Annotated in this window: 12 protein-coding genes, 1 tRNA gene and 1 pseudogene; 7 read left to right on the forward strand and 7 right to left on the reverse strand. The window is 66.9% G+C overall.

Annotation, left to right across the window (positions count from 1 at the left end; translation table 11 throughout):
* Positions 1–79: 79 nt before the first annotated feature.
* A complete protein-coding gene (locus tag NI1_RS07300; protein ID WP_067815941.1) occupies positions 80–664 on the forward strand; it encodes a TIGR03086 family metal-binding protein in 585 nt (194 codons plus the stop codon).
* Here NI1_RS07300 and NI1_RS07305 read toward each other — a convergent pair whose 3' ends face one another.
* Positions 665–1,273, reverse strand: coding sequence for a TetR/AcrR family transcriptional regulator (locus tag NI1_RS07305; protein ID WP_067815944.1), 609 nt, complete (start codon positions 1,271–1,273; stop codon positions 665–667).
* 82 nt (positions 1,274–1,355) lie between these two features.
* Here NI1_RS07305 and NI1_RS07310 point away from each other — a divergent pair, with 82 nt between their 5' ends.
* A complete protein-coding gene (locus NI1_RS07310; protein WP_067815947.1) occupies positions 1,356–2,390 on the forward strand; it encodes an aldo/keto reductase in 1,035 nt (344 codons plus the stop codon).
* Between the two features lie 6 nt (positions 2,391–2,396).
* On the opposite strand, the gene NI1_RS07315 is transcribed toward NI1_RS07310, so the two are convergent.
* The 3 genes from NI1_RS07315 to NI1_RS07325 form a co-directional block, all read right to left on the reverse strand.
* Positions 2,397–6,953, reverse strand: coding sequence for a bifunctional nitrate reductase/sulfite reductase flavoprotein subunit alpha (locus tag NI1_RS07315; RefSeq protein ID WP_067815949.1), 4,557 nt, complete (start codon positions 6,951–6,953; stop codon positions 2,397–2,399).
* 154 nt (positions 6,954–7,107) lie between these two features.
* On the reverse strand, positions 7,108–7,830 hold the full coding sequence (locus tag NI1_RS07320; RefSeq protein WP_067815952.1) for a demethylmenaquinone methyltransferase: 723 nt from the start codon (positions 7,828–7,830) through the stop codon (positions 7,108–7,110).
* A gap of 37 nt (positions 7,831–7,867) precedes the next feature.
* Positions 7,868–8,407: a DUF3592 domain-containing protein gene (locus NI1_RS07325; protein WP_245663163.1), complete on the reverse strand. Its 540-nt coding sequence runs from the start codon at positions 8,405–8,407 to the stop codon at positions 7,868–7,870.
* A 72-nt stretch (positions 8,408–8,479) separates the two neighbouring features.
* On the opposite strand from NI1_RS07325, the gene NI1_RS07330 reads away from it, so the two are divergent.
* Both NI1_RS07330 and NI1_RS07335 read left to right on the forward strand, forming a co-directional pair.
* Positions 8,480–8,983: a DUF2505 domain-containing protein gene (locus NI1_RS07330; protein WP_067815955.1), complete on the forward strand. Its 504-nt coding sequence runs from the start codon at positions 8,480–8,482 to the stop codon at positions 8,981–8,983.
* 230 nt (positions 8,984–9,213) lie between these two features.
* The gene (locus NI1_RS07335) at positions 9,214–10,857 is read left to right on the forward strand and encodes a purine-cytosine permease family protein (protein WP_157534999.1); all 1,644 of its coding nucleotides are present in this window, start codon (positions 9,214–9,216) and stop codon (positions 10,855–10,857) included.
* A 6-nt stretch (positions 10,858–10,863) separates the two neighbouring features.
* Here NI1_RS07335 and NI1_RS39145 read toward each other — a convergent pair.
* Positions 10,864–11,003 (reverse strand): annotated as a pseudogene (locus NI1_RS39145) (helix-turn-helix transcriptional regulator); the annotation flags it as partial.
* A gap of 69 nt (positions 11,004–11,072) precedes the next feature.
* Positions 11,073–12,347: a geranylgeranyl reductase family protein gene (locus NI1_RS07340; protein ID WP_067815961.1), complete on the reverse strand. Its 1,275-nt coding sequence runs from the start codon at positions 12,345–12,347 to the stop codon at positions 11,073–11,075.
* Positions 12,348–12,516: 169 nt separating this feature from the next.
* Between NI1_RS07340 and NI1_RS07345 the strand changes: the two genes are divergently transcribed.
* Both NI1_RS07345 and htpX read left to right on the forward strand, forming a co-directional pair.
* Entirely contained in the window at positions 12,517–13,539 is a 1,023-nt protein-coding gene (locus tag NI1_RS07345) for a polyprenyl synthetase family protein (RefSeq protein WP_067815965.1), read from the forward strand.
* Positions 13,540–13,735: 196 nt separating this feature from the next.
* The gene (htpX, locus tag NI1_RS07350; protein WP_067817865.1) at positions 13,736–14,617 is read left to right on the forward strand and encodes a zinc metalloprotease HtpX; all 882 of its coding nucleotides are present in this window, start codon (positions 13,736–13,738) and stop codon (positions 14,615–14,617) included.
* A 77-nt stretch (positions 14,618–14,694) separates the two neighbouring features.
* Here htpX and NI1_RS07355 read toward each other — a convergent pair whose 3' ends face one another.
* Positions 14,695–15,186: a YajQ family cyclic di-GMP-binding protein gene (locus NI1_RS07355; protein ID WP_067815968.1), complete on the reverse strand. Its 492-nt coding sequence runs from the start codon at positions 15,184–15,186 to the stop codon at positions 14,695–14,697.
* A gap of 139 nt (positions 15,187–15,325) precedes the next feature.
* Here NI1_RS07355 and NI1_RS07360 point away from each other — a divergent pair.
* Positions 15,326–15,408, forward strand: a tRNA-Tyr gene (locus tag NI1_RS07360).
* Positions 15,409–15,648: the final 240 nt, after the last annotated feature.

The raw sequence follows: 15,648 nt of genomic DNA on the forward strand, positions 1-15,648 counted from the left end.
TGATTTCCGCCGAACCGGGTAGTCCACATTCGGGAGCAGGCCGCCGCCCCGGCGTCCGCTACTGAACCGGGAGGATCCCGTGCAGCATCCGTCCTTCGACCTGGAGCCCGCCGCTATCGGGCTGGAAACAGTGGTTACCGGCATCGCCGACGAACAACTCGCACTCCCCACCCCGACCGGCGCCAGCGTGCGTGACCTGCTGGCCCACGTCACCATGCTCACCGAGGCGTTCCGGCAGGCCGCCACCAAGGAGGCCGTCGGCAGTTCCGTCCCGCCGACCTCGGTCGCGCCGGTGCTCGGAAACGATTGGCGCACCGTGATTCCCGCTCAGCTCAAGGCGCTGGTCGCGGCCTGGCAGGAACCGGCCGCCTGGACCGGCGACACCGAGGCGGGCGGCGTCACCCTGCCCGCGCCCGCCATGGCCGGTGTGGCCCTGGACGAATTGGTCATTCACGGTTGGGATCTGGCGCGCGCCACCTCGCAGCCCTACGCTCCCGACTCCGATGATCTGGCGATTCTGCTGGAGATGATGAAGGACAACCCGATCGAAGGCACTCCCGGTCTGTTCGGTCCGGTCGTCGCGGTCCCCGACAACGCCTCCTCCCTCGATCGCCTGCTGGGGCTCACCGGCCGCGATCCGGATTGGACCGCCAGCCACGCGTGATCAGGCGAACACGCCCGCGCGGGCGGCCACGGCGGCGGCTTCGGCTGCCGCCGTGACGGTTTCGTCGTCCAGCGGATCGCCGCTGGCCAGCAGGCGGTAGTAGAGCGGGGCCGAGACCGCGGAGAGCACCGCGCGCGGGTCGGTGCCGGGCGGCACTTCACCGCGGGCGATCGCGGCCGCCACGCAGGGCGACCATTCGGTCAGGCGGGTGTCGTAGAAGTTGTGCAGGGCGGTCGCGGCGGTGGCGTCGCTGGTGGCGGCGGCGATGACGGCGCGGAAGAGGCGGCCCTGCCGGTCGTCGGTCAGCGTCTCGGCGACCAGTCGCGCATTGGCGCGCAGATCGCCCGCCAGCGAACCGGTATTGCTGTGGGGGAGTGAGGTTTCCGCCATTTCGACCAGCAGGTCCGCCACCAGTCCGGCCGGGGTGCGCCAGCGGCGGTAGACGGTGGTCTTGCCGACCTCGGCTCGCGCCGCCACCTCCGCCAGGTCCAGGCGCGCGAAGCCCTGTTCGGCGAGCAGATCGCCGGCGGCGCGCAGCACGGCATCGCGGACGCGGGCGGTGCGTCCACCCGGGCGAATCGAGCCGGGTACGGCGGAATCCTGATCCATAACGGGCCTCCAGTTTCATTTGCGGCGATCGGAGTGTAACGTCGGCTGTGTTAATGAAACCGTAGTTCCGTTAGGGGTTGTCATGGAATACCGTCGGCTGGGTGCGTCAGGACTGCTGGTGCCGGCTCTGAGCTTCGGCGCGGGCACCTTCGGTGGTCGCGGCGAACTCTTCTCCGCCTGGGGTGACACCGATGCGCGGGAGGCGCGCGCCATGGTGGACATCGCCCTGGAGGCGGGCGTGACCCTCTTCGACACCGCGGATGTCTACTCCGACGGCGCCTCGGAAGAGGTACTCGGCGCGGCGATCCGGGGCCGTCGCGACGATCTGCTCATCTCCACCAAGGCGTCACTGCCCACCGGTCCCGGCCCGCTCGACGCCGGCTCCGGCCGTTCGCGGCTGATCCGCGCGGTGGAGGGTTCGCTGCGCCGCTTGGGCACCGACCATCTCGATCTGTTCCAGCTGCACGCTTTCGACGCCGGCACTCCGGTCGAGGAGGTCCTCGCGGCGCTGGACGACCTGGTGCGCGCGGGCAAGATCCGTTACGTCGGCGCCTCCAACTTCGCGGGCTGGCAGCTCATGAAATCCCTTGCGGCGGCGGACGAGCACGGCTTCCCGCGCTATGTCGCGCATCAGGTCTACTACTCGCTGGTGGGCCGCGATTACGAATGGGAGCTGATGCCGCTGGCCAGGGATCAGGGCGTCGGCGCGGTGGTCTGGAGCCCGCTCGGCTGGGGCCGGCTGACCGGCAAGATCCGGCGCGGGCAGCCGCTTCCGGCGGGCAGCCGACTGCACAAGACGGCCGAAGCCGGGCCGCCGGTCGATGACGAACTGCTGTACGACGTGGTCGAGGTGCTCGACGAGCTGGCGGAGGAGACCGGCCGCACCGTCCCGCAGATCGCCTTGAACTGGCTGCTGAACCGCCCGACCGTCGCGACCGTGATCGTCGGCGCGCGCAATGCGGAGCAGCTGCGCCAGAACCTCGGCGCGATCGGCTGGAGCCTGGAGGCCGAGCAGATCGCCCGCCTGGACAAGGCGAGCGCGGTCACCCCGCCGTACCCCTACTACCCGTACTACCGGCTCGGGGACTTCGCCCGGCTCAATCCGCCTGCCGTGTAAGCGATCTCAGTACACGTCCCGGACGTAGCGTTTCTCGGCCACCAGCTGCTTCTTGAAGGCCAGCGCTCCGTCCTCGCTCAACTTCCCGTGAATGCGAGCGATCTTCAACAGGGTGTCGTCCACATCCTTGGCCATGCGGGAGGCGTCGCCACAGACGTAGAAGTGGCCGCCCTCCCGCAACCAGGCCCACAGCTCCGCGCCGTGCTCGATCATGCGGTGCTGCACGTAGATCCGCTCGCGCTGATCGCGGGAGAAGGCCAGATCCAGGCGGGTCAGGAAGCCGGAGCGGAACATGTCCTCCAGCTCGGCGCGATAGTAGAAATTGTCCTTGGCGTGCTGATCGCCGAAGAAGAGCCAGTTGCGGCCCTTGCAGCCCAGGGCTTTCCGCTCCTGGAGGAAGCCGCGGAACGGCGCGATACCGGTGCCCGGGCCGACCATGATCATGGGCGCGTTCGGGTCCAGCGGCGGGCGGAAGTGCGGGGACCGCTGGAGGAAGATCGGGATATCGGCATCGGCGCGATCGGCCAGGAAGCTCGAGCACACTCCACCGCGCCGGGCCGCCGAACCGATGGCCGCCGGATCGCCGTAGCGCACCACGCTCACGGTCAACTGCACTTCGTGCGGGCTCACCAGGGGACTGGAGGAGATCGAATACTGGCGCGGTTGCAGCTTTTTCAGCGTGCCGAGCCACTCCACCAGATCGGCCTGCACCGGGAAGTCGCGCAGCACGTCCACGGCCTGCCGGTCCCACAGGTAGCTGTCGAGCTCGTTGCGATTGTCGCGGCGCAGCAGTTTCGCCAGTCGCGCACTGGAATTGCGCTCCGCGATGAAGGCCAGTAGATCCCCGCTCACCTTGGTGATGTCGTAGCGCGTGCGCAGCGCGTCGGACAGCGGCACCTCGCGCTCGTCCAGCTCGATGCCCCGGTGCCCGTCCAGCCCCGTCACCTGCAACCATTCCGCCACCAGCGCATCGCAATTCGTGGGCCGGATACCCAGCGAATCGCCCACCTCGTAGGTGGCCGCACTGCCGCTGAGATCGAACCCGAACTGCCGCACCTCTTTTCCGGAGCCAGGTCGCGAGAGCAGGTCGTTGCGCAGCAATTTGGTGGAGAGCGGCGAGGTGCGGGTGAACTTCGCGGGCGATACCGTCGCGACCGAGGTCCGGGTGCGCACACCCAGATGGCTGCGCACCGGATCGCCCGGCGCGGTGAGCAGGAAGTCGTCCGCGCCGGACGCGTCGGACCGGAAGTCGTTCGCGCCGGGACCGGACGGGAAGCCGCTCGCGCCGGACATGGCGGACTGGAAGTCGTTCGCGCCGGGAGCGGACCGGAAGCCGCCGCCCGGGCGCGCGGACCCGAGGTTCCCCATGCCGGGTGCGGTGGGCCCGTACCCGCTCGAACCGGCGGCCGGGGGCAGGCCGTCGCCCCGCGCCGACCCGCCTGCTGCCGACCCGGTGCCGCCGGCGGCGAGCAAGACATCGGCGATCTCGTCCAGCCACGCCTCGGACAGCTCGTCGTGATCGGGTTCGCTGTCCACCCGGGGCAGCAGCCGGGTCGCACCGCGCTTGGCGAACAGTTCGTCGAGTTTGCGACCGTGCCCGCAGAAGTCGTCGTAGGAGGAGTCGCCGAGTGCGAACACCGCGTACCGCATCCCGATGAGCCGGGTTTCGCTGTCGGACAGCATGGTCCAGAAATCCGCGCCGTTGTCCGGCGGCCCGCCGTCGCCGAAGGTACTGCTGATCACCAGTACATCGCCGGTCAGGTCGGACAGTTCGGCGGAGTTCATATCCAGCAGGCGCGGGACGACTCCCGCGTCGGCGAGCTTGGTGATCGCGGCGGCCGCCAGATCCTCCGCGGTGCCGGTCTGGGAGGCCCACAGCACGGTCACGATCGGCGGCAGTTCGCTCGCCGAGTCCTCGGGATGCCCGCTGCCAGCCGTGACACTCGCCGGAGCGGTCGCCGGTTCGCCCGGCGCGGAGCGGGAATACATGCCGGCGAGCAGCCCGTTCAGCCACATCCGGCTGCGCTCGGTCAGCGGCGCGGTCTCGGGTAGCACCGGTACGCCGCTGATCGGCAGCGACTGCAAGGCCGCGAGATACCCACCGAGGTAGATGGATTCGGTTTCGCTCAGCGTCGGCGTCGAGGTGGCCTGCTCCAACCCGAGCATGACGGCCAGCGGATGCGGTTGGGGCGCGCCCGCTCCGGCCACTGCCGGGAACACCGGCGACGCGGCACCCGCCGGAACCGGCGGCATGGCGGATCCGGCCGGATGCGGGATCGCGGCACCGGCCGGACGCGCGGTCGAGCCACCGGTGCTCGAACTCGGTTCGGCGGCAGCGTTGTTCGGAATCGGTTCGGCCGCCGGAGCATCGGCGCCGCGCATCGCCGCCACCTTGCGCAGCCGCACCGCGCACGCCTTGAACTCCGGTTGCAGCGAATCCGGATCCACGGCGTCATTGGTGACCGCGTTGATGGTCAGGTACTCGCCGTGCTCGTCGTTCCAGTGGAACGGCGCGAAACATTCCCCCGGGCGCACCCGGTCGCTGATCCGCGCGGGCAGCACCGCACGCCCGCGCCGGGAGCCGATCTCGACCTGATCACCCGCGCGGACCTCGAGTTTCGCGGCATCATCGGGGTGGATCTCCAGGAACGGCTGCCCGTTCAGTTTCGTCAACTTGGCCACCTTCCCGGTCTTGGTCATCGTGTGCCACTGGTGTTGCAGGCGACCGGTATTGAGCACGAACGGATGATCGTCATCGGGCATCTCGGCGGGCAGCAGATGCGGGCGCGGCCAGAAAACGGCGCGGCGGTTCGGGGTCGGGAAGGCCAGCCGCGGCTGGTTCCCGTCGGCATCGATGTACGGCTCCGGGCTGACACCGTCGTTGACGTAGCGAATCGGATTGCGCCGCTGCGCCGGATCCGGGCACGGCCACTGCATCGGCCCTTCGGCCAGCGCGGCGTAACTGATACCGCGCAGGTCGTAGCCGGTCACCGGGTTGGTGAAACGCCGGATCTCCTCGAAGATCTCGGCGCTGGAGGCGTAGTCGAAGCCGGGGAAGCCCATGGCCGTGGCGACCTGTGCGATCAGCTGCCAATCCGGCCGCGCCGCACCGACCGGCGGCACCGATTGCCGCAGCAGCGTCATGGTGCGCTCCGAATTCACCATCACCGCATCGGATTCCGCCCACAGGGTCGCGGGCAGCAGCACATCGGCGTAGGTGTTGGTGGCCGTCTCGGTGTACACATCCTGCGCGATCACCAGTTCGGCGGCTTCCAGGCCCGCGATCACCGTCTTGCGATTGGCCACGGTGGCAACGGGATTGGAGCAGATCACCCAGGCGGCTTTGATCTGCCCCTCGGCGAGGCCACGGAACATCTCGATGGTGCCGGGGCCGCCCTCGGCGCGAATACTGCCGGGCTCGAGTCCCCACACCGTCTCCGCGAATTCCCGGTCGGCCGCCGACAGCACGCTGCGCTGGCCGGGCAATCCCGGTCCCATGTAACCCATTTCGCGCCCGCCCATGGCATTGGGCTGACCGGTCAGCGAGAACGGCCCGCTACCGGTGCGGCCGATGGCTCCCGTGGCGAGGTGCAGGTTGCAGATGGCATTGGTGGTCCAGGTGCCGTGCGTGGACTGGTTGACGCCCATGGTCCACAACGACATCCACTCCCCGGCCGCGCCGATCCACTCGGCGGCCGTGCGGATATCCGCCTCGGCCAGCCCGGTGGCCTGGGCGACCAGGTCCGGGGTGTAGCCGGCGAGGAAGTCGGGCATGCCGTCCCAGCCGTCGGTGTGGGCGGCGATGAATTCCGCGTCGATAGCGCCGTTCTCGACCAGCAGGTGCAGCAGGCCGTTCAGCAGCGCCAGATCGGTGCCCGGCTTGATCTGCAAGAACAGGTCCGCACGCGCGGCGGTGTCGGTGCGGCGCGGGTCCACCACGATGAGTTTCGCGCCCGCTTTGAGCCGATCGGCCATGCGCAGGAACAGGATCGGATGGCAGTCGGCCATATTCGCGCCGATCACGAAGAACAGGTCGGCGTGATCGAGATCGTCGTAGGAGCCGGGCGGGGCGTCCGCGCCCAGCGACTGCTTGTAGCCGGTCGCCGCACTCGCCATGCACAGCCGCGAATTGGCCTCCATGTGCACGGTCCGCAGATGACCCTTGGCGAATTTGGTGGCGAGGTATTGGGCTTCGATCGACATCTGCCCGGAGACGTAGAGCGCGATGGCATCCGGTCCATATGTGTCGAGAATCACCCGAAGCCGGTCGGCCGCTTCCTGAATCGCGGCATCCACGGGGAGGGGTTCCGGCGTCGCACCGCGCTCGGGACGGCGATGGGCGGTAGCCATGCGCCCTTCGGTGGCGGCCATCATCTCCGCGTGCGTCGCACCCTTGGTGCATAGTCGCCCAGCGTTAACTGGATGCAGTTTGTCGCCGCTGACCTTCGCGATTACCGGCAACCCGGATGCGTCGGGGCGCGTCTCGACGGTAATTCCGCACCCCACCCCGCAGTACGAGCACTGTGTTCGCGTGCTCGCCTGGGGTTTGGTCGGATCCGCCATGCCCCCGATCTTCCCGACCGGGGATTGCGACGGATTTACCGAAAGTTATCTCCAGATGACATTCCACCTCACAGCCCTATTTTTCGGCTGTGAGTCCCGTCTCTGGGAAAGAAAAGGGGGTCCGGGGGCTTGCCCCGGACCCCCTTTCCAAGGCTCAGCCGAGCTTGAAACCCCGGTGCAGGGCCACCGCGCCACCGCTCAGGTTGCGCCATTTCACCGCAGACCAGCCCGCATCGGCGATGCGCAGAGCCAGCTGGGACTGGGTGGGCCAGGCGCGGATGGACTCGGCGAGGTAGACGTAGGCATCGGGATTACTGGAGACCGCGGTCGCCACCTTGGGGAGCGCCTTCATCAGGTACTCCATGTAGATGGTCCGGAACGGCCCGAACGTCGGGGTCGAGAACTCCGCGACCACGAGGCGTCCACCCGGCTTGGTGACACGCAGCATCTCGCGCAGCGCGAGATCCGGATCGGACACATTGCGCAGTGCGTACGAGATCGTCACCGCGTCGAAGGACTCGTCGGCGAACGGCAACGCCATGGCATCGCCCGCGACCATCGGCACATTCCGGAATCGCCCCGCCTGCAACATGCCCTGCGAGAAGTCGGTGGCAACACACCACGCACCGGACTTACCGAATTCGACCGTGGAAACACCGGTTCCGGCCCCTAGGTCGAGGACCCGTTCACCGGGCCGCAAGCCCAGCGCCTGCCGGGTCGCCCAGCGCCAATACCGGTCCTGCCCCATGGAAATCACCGTATTGGTGAGGTCATACCGCTTCGCGACCCCGTCGAACATCGACGCGACCTCGTGCGGCTGCTTCTCCAACGAGGCCCGAAACGATTCCCGCCGCTCTGTTTTCGCCACGGTGCCCATTCTGCCCTCCGCTTCGCTCCGGGCGGGTTCGCGGCCCCTAAGTCTCGTTCTTCCCTCCCTCTGCTCCTCCGCTTCGCTCCCCCGCTCCACTCGGTCCAGCACGAGCCGGGCCGCGAACCTTGAATGCCCTCTTCAGAGATTCGACAGTGGGGCGGAAGCCGAGCAGGAACAGCAGCGGCAGCGCGATCAGCCAACTCACGAAGATCACCGAGGCGGCCGGGATGACCGCGACGCTGGCATCGCGCCCCGCCACCCGCACCAGATCCGGATCGCTGCGGCGGTATTCGACATTGATGCGCTCGCCGGCGGTCAGTTTGGTCGGATACAGCACGCCGACCTTCGGATTGTGGGTCTGACCGTCCGGGGTCACGTAGATGACCGCCGAGCGCAACCGGCCCGCCGACAGCACCTCGGCGCTGGTCGTGCCCTTGTCGGCGCTGATCAGGTGGTCGTCGCGCCAGGCGGCGAGCACCAGCAGCACCGCCAGCACGCTGAACGCCGTCGCGGTGATCACCACCCCGATCCGGGCGCGCCGCAGGCGATTCGCGCGCCGCTGTGCGGGATCGACACTCCGCAGCGCGGTGCTTGCAGACTGGCTAGTTTCCGACACTTCAGCAGGCTATTCCATGACTGGGCTACCGTTGCCGCCATGTCCCGTAAATTCAGCTTCACCGTGCAGTACAGCGTCCCGGTCGAAGAGCTTCACCGGGCACTTACCAACGACGAGATGTGGCAGGCGCGCTTCGCCGAGGCGACCACCGCCACGCTGGACCTCTCCCACCCGGACGGGCCCGGCACCATTCGCATTCATATGACCGAAAAAGCTCCCGAAGACAAGATTCCCGGCCTGGTCAAGAAGGTGCTCAAGAGCGATCTCATGCTCGAGCGCACCGACACCTGGGGTCCGCTGGAGGGTGACATCGCCAAGGGCACCTTCAAGGGCGCGTCCGGCGGCATCACCACCGAGATGGCGGGCTCCTTCGAATTGCGGCCCACCGCAGAGGGTTCCGAGATCGCCGCCTCCGGCACCATCGACGTGAAGGTGTCGCTGGTCGGCGGCGCCATCGAGCCGCTGGTCGAGAACCTCCTCGAGAAGGTGATGAACAGCGAGCGCAAGTCCGTCGAGGCTTGGTTCGCCGCTCAGAACGCCTGAGCCACAGCACGGCAGCAAAGGGGTCCGGGGGCGTTGCCTCCGGACCCCTTCTTTTCGAATCACGCTTGGTTCGCTTCTCCGAAATTGCGGTGTCGCGGTCAACCCGAACGTAACAAGGGTGAGTATTACGTAACTCGTCGGAAACGGTTCGGAAGCCCGAGATCAACAATCGGACACCAGTCTCGTGAACGTATACAGCAGGTGATGAACCCGAAACGAGGAGTTTGCCGGTGGTTCAGGTCGAATCGCGCACCAACGACGCGGTCACCGCGTCGAAGGAGACGCTGGAGGACTACACGCTGCGGTTCGCGCCGCGCAGTTATCGCAAATGGAGCCCGGCGGTGGTCGGCGTCTCCGCGCTGGGCGGCATCGCCTACCTGGCCGACTTCGCCATCGGCGCGAATATCGGTATCGAGCACGGCACCGGCAACGCGCTGCTGGGCATCGGCATCTTCACGGTCGTGGTGATGCTGACCGGCTTCCCGCTGGCCTATTACGCGGCGCGCTACAACATCGACCTGGATCTGATCACCCGCGGCAGCGGCTTCGGGTACTACGGGTCGGTCATCACCAATATCGTGTTCGCCTCGTTCACCTTCATCTTCTTCGCGCTCGAGGGCTCGATCATGGCGCAGGGCCTGCAACTCGGCCTGCACATACCGCTGCCGATCGGCTATCTGATCTCCACCGTGATGATCTTCCCGCTGGTCATCTACGGCATGAACACGCTGGCGAAACTCCAGGTGTGGACCACCCCGCTGTGGCTGATCCTGATGGTGCTGCCGTTCGCGTTCCTGCTGGTGCGCCACCCCGAATCGGTCGACACCTTCCTGGCCTTCGGCGGCAAGGACGGCGACGGGGTGAGCCTGTCCGGCGCGCTGCTGGCCGCCGGCGTCTGCCTGTCGCTCATCGCCCAGATCGCCGAGCAGATCGACTACCTGCGCTTCATGCCGCCCAAAACCCCGGAGAACAAGGGCAAGTGGTGGGGCTGGATGCTGCTCGCGGGCCCCGGCTGGGTACTCTTCGGCGCCGCCAAGCAGGTCGTGGGTCTGTTCCTCGCGGTCTACCTGATCGCGAATCTGCCCGGCGCGCAGAACATCGCGAATCAGCCGGTGCACCAGTTCCTGGAGATCTACCGCGACATGATGCCGGGCTGGCTGGCCATGACCCTGGCCGTGGTGCTGGTCGTCATCTCGCAGATCAAAATCAATGTGACCAACGCTTATTCGGGTTCGCTGGCGTGGACGAACTCTTTCACCCGCGTCACCAAGACCTATCCGGGCCGCCTGGTCTTCCTGGCTTTGAATCTGGTCATCGCGCTGATCCTGATGGAAGCCAACATGTTCGACTTCCTCAACAATATTCTCGGCTTCTACGCCAACTGCGGCATCGCCTGGATCGTCACCGTCGCAACCGATATCGCGGTCAACAAGTACCTGTTGAAGATCTCGCCCAAGGAACCCGAATTCCGCCGCGGCATGCTCTACGACTTCAATCCGGTCGGCCTGGTGGGCTTCGGTCTCTCGGCGGTGCTGTCGATCATGACCTTCTTCGGGATCTTCGGCGAGACTTTGAAGCCGTACTCGCCCATCGTGGCCGTGGTGGTGTCGTTCGTCGCCACCCCGCTCACCGCGATCCTCACCAAGGGCAAGTACTACCTGCGCCGCACCGACGACGGCATCGACCTGCCGATGTTCGACGAGCACGGGAATCCGTCGGGGGAGACCCTGACCTGTGTCGCCACCGGCATGGAGTTCGAGCGGCCCGACATGATCGCTTCGGCGGTGCCGGGGCCCGAGGGCGAGATCCAGTACATCAGCTCGCTGGCGCTCTCCACGGACAAGGCGGGCGCGCACATCCTGCCGCGCCAGTAAGACCCGCTACCGCAAAGGCTTTCGATCCGAAAGCCCGTGCATGAACACGTAGCAACCAGGGATATGGGGTGCGCCCTCGGCGGCGAACTCGGCCTGATACGCCGAGGGCGACATCCCACCAGCTCGGTGAACTTGCGGCTGAACGAAATTCCGGTCGGCCAGGTCCCGGGCCCGCCGCAGATGCGGCAGTAGGTCTTCCGGGACGGGCCTGGTGGTCACGCGAACGGCTGGAGTTTGTCGAATCGCATGGACGCGCGGCCCGCACCCCGCCACAGTTTGGCGGTCAGGTCCAGATCCTCATCGGTGACCAGATTGCCCATCACCCGGACCGCGGTGCGCTGCAACAGCTTCGAGCGCATGACCGGCGGGCCGCCCAGCGGCACCGTGCGCGGATGGGTGGCCAGCGCGGCCAAGCGCCGGGCCACCGAATAGGTCTTGCCGTAGCGGGCGCGCAGCAGCTCCGGCCAGATCTTGCTCAGATCCGGTTCGTCCAGGATCTCCGAGAGCATGTGCCCGCCCTCGAGCCCGTAGTCGATGCCCTCGCCGTTCAGCGGGTTCACGCAGCCGGCCGCATCACCGATCAGCGCCCAATTGCGCCCGGCCACATTCGACACCGCGCCGCCCATGGGCAGCAGCGCCGACGCCACCGCCCGCGCTTCGCCTTCGAAACCCCATTCGGCGCGGCGCTCCGAAATGTAGTGCTGGATCAGCGGTTTCAACGCGATATGCGACGGCCGCTGCTCGGTGGCGAGCGACCCGACCCCGATATTCACCTCGCCGTTGCCGAGCGGGAACACCCACCCGTAGCCCGGCACCAATTCGCCCTGCGCGTCCCGCAATTCGAGATGCGAGGTGATCCACGGGTCGTCACTGCGCGCGGACTTGATGTAGGCCCGCGCCGCGGTCCCGTACGCGTACTGCCGATGCCAGGTGCGTCCCAGCAGTTTTCCGACGGGGGAGCGCACGCCATCGGCCACGATCAGCGTCTTGCAGGACACCGCCCGCAATCCGGCATCGGTCTTGATGGTCACGCCGGTGACCAGATCGCCGTCGCGCGCCACCTCGATCACCTTGGCCCCGTCGACCATGTGCGCACCCGACTTCACCGCGGTCTCGCGCAGCTTGTCGTCGAGTTCGGTTCGCGGAACGGCGCTTCCGTAGCTCGGGAAGGACCCGTCCGGCCAGGGCAGCAGCGCCTCGCGCCCGAAACCGGCCATCCGCAGACCCTTGTTGACCGTGTGCGTGCGCACCCAATCCCCGAGTCCCAGATGTTCGAGTTCGGCCGTCGCACGCGGCGTCAGGCCGTCGCCGCAGGTCTTGTCGCGCGGGAACACGGCCGAGTCGGTGAGCAATACGTCACGTCCGGCCCGGGCCGCCCAGGCCGCGGCGGCCGAGCCCGCGGGCCCCGCACCGACCACCAGCACCTCGGCGTGCGCAGGCAACACATCCGACGATTTCCCCTGCTCGGGCGCGACATCCGGAGAACCCATGGCCCCAATACTTGCAGCACATCGACATCCGTGTCGATGCGACCCGGCGCACGGGCCGCAGCCGGATGCAGTGTCTGGTGCGTCGCACTACGGTGGTGTCCGTAGGGGGTGATCGACCGAGACGCTAGGTTCTTTAGGCGTGGGGTCGGACGCGGCACTGGGAGATGGAATGAGCGCATCGGCTGTGAGCGATGAGAGCACCGTGGTTGCGGGGGTGGATCTTGGTGATCCCGAGCTCGCTGCGACCGTGCGTAAAGGTCTGGTCGAAGTCGAAGACCTACTGATCACCGAGCTTTCCGACGGTGAGGAGTTCCTTCAGGAAGCCGCGCTGCATCTGGCTCGCGCCGGAGGCAAGCGGTTCCGGCCGCTGTTCACCATCCTGACCGGGCAGCTCGGTCCCGATCCGACCAGTCCCGACCTGGTCACCGCGGGCACCGTCGTGGAGCTCGTGCACCTGGCGACGCTCTACCACGACGACGTCATGGACGAGGCCCCCATGCGGCGCGGTGCGGTCAGCGTCAACTCGCGCTGGGGCAACAGCGTCGCCATCCTCGCCGGCGACTACCTGTTCGCGCACGCCTCCCGCCTGGTCTCCACCCTCGGCCCGGACGCGGTGCGGATCATCGCCGAAACCTTCGCCGAACTGGTCACCGGCCAGATGCGGGAGACCATCGGCGCCAAGCAGTCCCAGGACCCGGTCGAGCACTACCTGCGGGTGGTGTGGGAGAAGACCGGTTCCCTGATCGCCGCCTCGGGGCGTTTCGGCGGCACCTTCTCCGGCGCGGACCGCGAGCACGTGGAACGCCTGGCCCGGCTCGGCGACGCGGTCGGCACCGCTTTCCAGATCTCCGACGACATCATCGACATCTCCTCGGTCTCCGAACAGTCCGGCAAGACCCCCGGCACCGATCTGCGCGAGGGCGTGCACACCCTGCCTGTGCTCTACGCGCTGCGCGACGAGGGCCACGAGGGTGACCGCCTGCGCAAGCTGCTCGCCAAGCCCCTGGAGACCGACGGCGAAGTCGAGGAAGCGCTCGACCTGCTCTCCCGCTCCCGCGGCATGGTGCTGGCCAAGGAGAAACTCCAGGGCTACGCCGATATCGCACACGCCGAACTCTCCGCCCTCCCCGGCGGCCCCGCCAACGAGGCCCTCGAGCGCCTGGTGCGCTACACCATCGAACGCGTCGGCTGATTACCGCAAAGCGGGCGAAGGGAACTTCGCCCGCCCAGGCATCGTTGATCTGCTGTATCGAAAACGGGACTACTGATTTGGTGAGGGTCCGGGTAACTCATCGGGGACGCCCACAACCCGGGTGATTGCTCTCCGTGAGCCCGGTGATCAAGTCTCCCGGCAGTGAACTGCCGGCATGAGTCGCGGAGAGGCGGATATGCACTCGCACGGGTATGCGAACGGGTTGAAGACGTTCGGACTATTGGTCGGTATGTCGGCGCTGATCGTTTTCGCCGGGGCGCTGTTCCGCAGTCCGATGATTCTGCTGCTGTCGGTCGTGCTCGCGATAGGCATGAATGCCTACGCGTATTTCAACAGCGACAAACTCGCGCTGCGGGCCATGCACGCGCAGCCGGTGACCGAGTTGGAAGCGCCGGTCATGTATCGCATCGTGCGTGAATTGGCGACCGCCGCACGGCAGCCGATGCCGCGGCTCTACATCAGCCCCACCAATGCCCCCAATGCCTTTGCCACGGGCCGTAATCCGCGTCATGCGGCAGTGTGCTGCACCACCGGGATTCTCCAGCTGCTGGACGAACGAGAGCTACGTGCGGTGCTGGGGCACGAACTCTCGCACGTCTACAACCGCGACATCCTGATCTCCTCGGTCGCGGGCGCATTGGCCTCGGTGATCTCCGGTTTGGCGAACCTGGCGTTCTTCGCCAGCGCCTTCGGTGGTCGCGGGAATGGCGAAGGACCGAATATCATTGGCGTGCTTCTGGTTTCGCTACTCGGGCCGATCGCCGCATCGCTGATCAAACTGGCCGTTTCGCGCTCTCGCGAGTACCAAGCCGATGCCGATGGAGCCGTCCTGACGGGTGACCCGCTGGCGCTCGCGTCCGCCCTGCGGAAGCTCGAGCGCGGCACCCAGGCGGCGCCCCTGCCGCCCGAGCCGCAGCTCACCGCGCAATCGCATCTGATGATCGCCAACCCCTTCCGGGCCGGCGACAAGATGGCGAAATGGTTCTCGACCCACCCCCCGATGGCGGACCGTATCGCCCGCCTCGAGGAAATGGCAGGCGGTACCCGAAACCTGTGAAAAAAGGGGGTCCGGGACATTGTCCCGGACCCCCTTTTCGTTTCGGGGTGTGAGGCGAAGCCCCACGATCCCGCACGTCAGCGGTAGTTCACGAACTGAAGGGCGATATCCAGATCGGACTTCTTCAGCAGCGCGATGACGGCCTGAAGATCGTCGCGGTTCTTGCTGGTGACCCGGAGCTCTTCACCCTGGATCTGCGCCTTCACGCTCTTGGGACCCTCGTCGCGGATCTTCTTCGCGATCTTCTTGGCGTTCTCGGAGGTGATCCCCTGCACGATGGTGCCTGTGATCTTGTACACCTTGCCGGACTGCTGCGGGTCGCCGGCGTCGAACGCCTTCAGCGAGATGTCCCGGCGAATCAGCTTCTCCTTGAACACGTCCAGCGCGGCCTTGACCCGCTCCTCGGCCTCGGCGGTCAGGATGATCTTGTCCTCGCCGGACCACTCGATGCTCGCGCCGGTGCCACGGAAGTCGTAGCGGGTGGTCAGCTCCTTGGCCGCCTGGTTGAGGGCATTGTCCACCTCCTGGCGGTCGACCTTGCTGACGACATCGAACGACGAATCGGCCACGCTTTGCTCCTGTCGAAGATCGGAAGTTTTCCGAAGGTTCCCCCACCGACGCTAGCCGGTCCGCGACCGCCGTATCCAGCCGGTTTGCATTCGGGGCGTGGGTTCGTTGTATTCTTTCAGCGCACCGAATGCGGCGCACGGCAGATTGCCCGAGCGGCCAATGGGAGCGGACTGTAAATCCGTCGGCGAAAGCCTACGTAGGTTCGAATCCTACATCTGCCACAGAGAAACCCCCGAGGACACAGTCCCCGGGGGTTTCGCCGTCTCTGGAGGCGGAACCGTGTGGATCCCGGCCAAAAACATGCCGGGATGACGAGAGCCACGCCTCCCGCGGGGCGGGGTGGCACCCTTCGTCATTCCAGCGTGTCCTTGGCTGGAATCGCGCAGAAAACCGCCTCTGACCACCCGGTTTGGTATGTGGTCCGGATGTTGTGTAATCTCGTTCAAGTCTTCAGCGCCCCG

The organism is Nocardia inohanensis NBRC 100128, from assembly GCF_001612945.1.
GTDB lineage: Bacteria > Actinomycetota > Actinomycetes > Mycobacteriales > Mycobacteriaceae > Nocardia > Nocardia inohanensis.

Excerpts from the sequence above, each read along its gene's own strand:
- NI1_RS07330 (WP_067815955.1), top strand. The coding sequence starts at position 8,480 with ATGTCCCGTAAATTCAGCTTCACCGTGCAGTACAGCGTCCCGGTCGAA.
- NI1_RS07340 (WP_067815961.1), bottom strand. The coding sequence starts at position 12,347 with ATGGGTTCTCCGGATGTCGCGCCCGAGCAGGGGAAATCGTCGGATGTG.
- htpX (WP_067817865.1), top strand. The coding sequence starts at position 13,736 with ATGCACTCGCACGGGTATGCGAACGGGTTGAAGACGTTCGGACTATTG.
- NI1_RS07310 (WP_067815947.1), top strand. The coding sequence starts at position 1,356 with ATGGAATACCGTCGGCTGGGTGCGTCAGGACTGCTGGTGCCGGCTCTG.
- NI1_RS07305 (WP_067815944.1), bottom strand. The coding sequence starts at position 1,273 with ATGGATCAGGATTCCGCCGTACCCGGCTCGATTCGCCCGGGTGGACGC.
- NI1_RS07315 (WP_067815949.1), bottom strand. The coding sequence starts at position 6,953 with ATGGCGGATCCGACCAAACCCCAGGCGAGCACGCGAACACAGTGCTCG.
- NI1_RS07345 (WP_067815965.1), top strand. The coding sequence starts at position 12,517 with ATGAGCGCATCGGCTGTGAGCGATGAGAGCACCGTGGTTGCGGGGGTG.
- NI1_RS07320 (WP_067815952.1), bottom strand. The coding sequence starts at position 7,830 with ATGGGCACCGTGGCGAAAACAGAGCGGCGGGAATCGTTTCGGGCCTCG.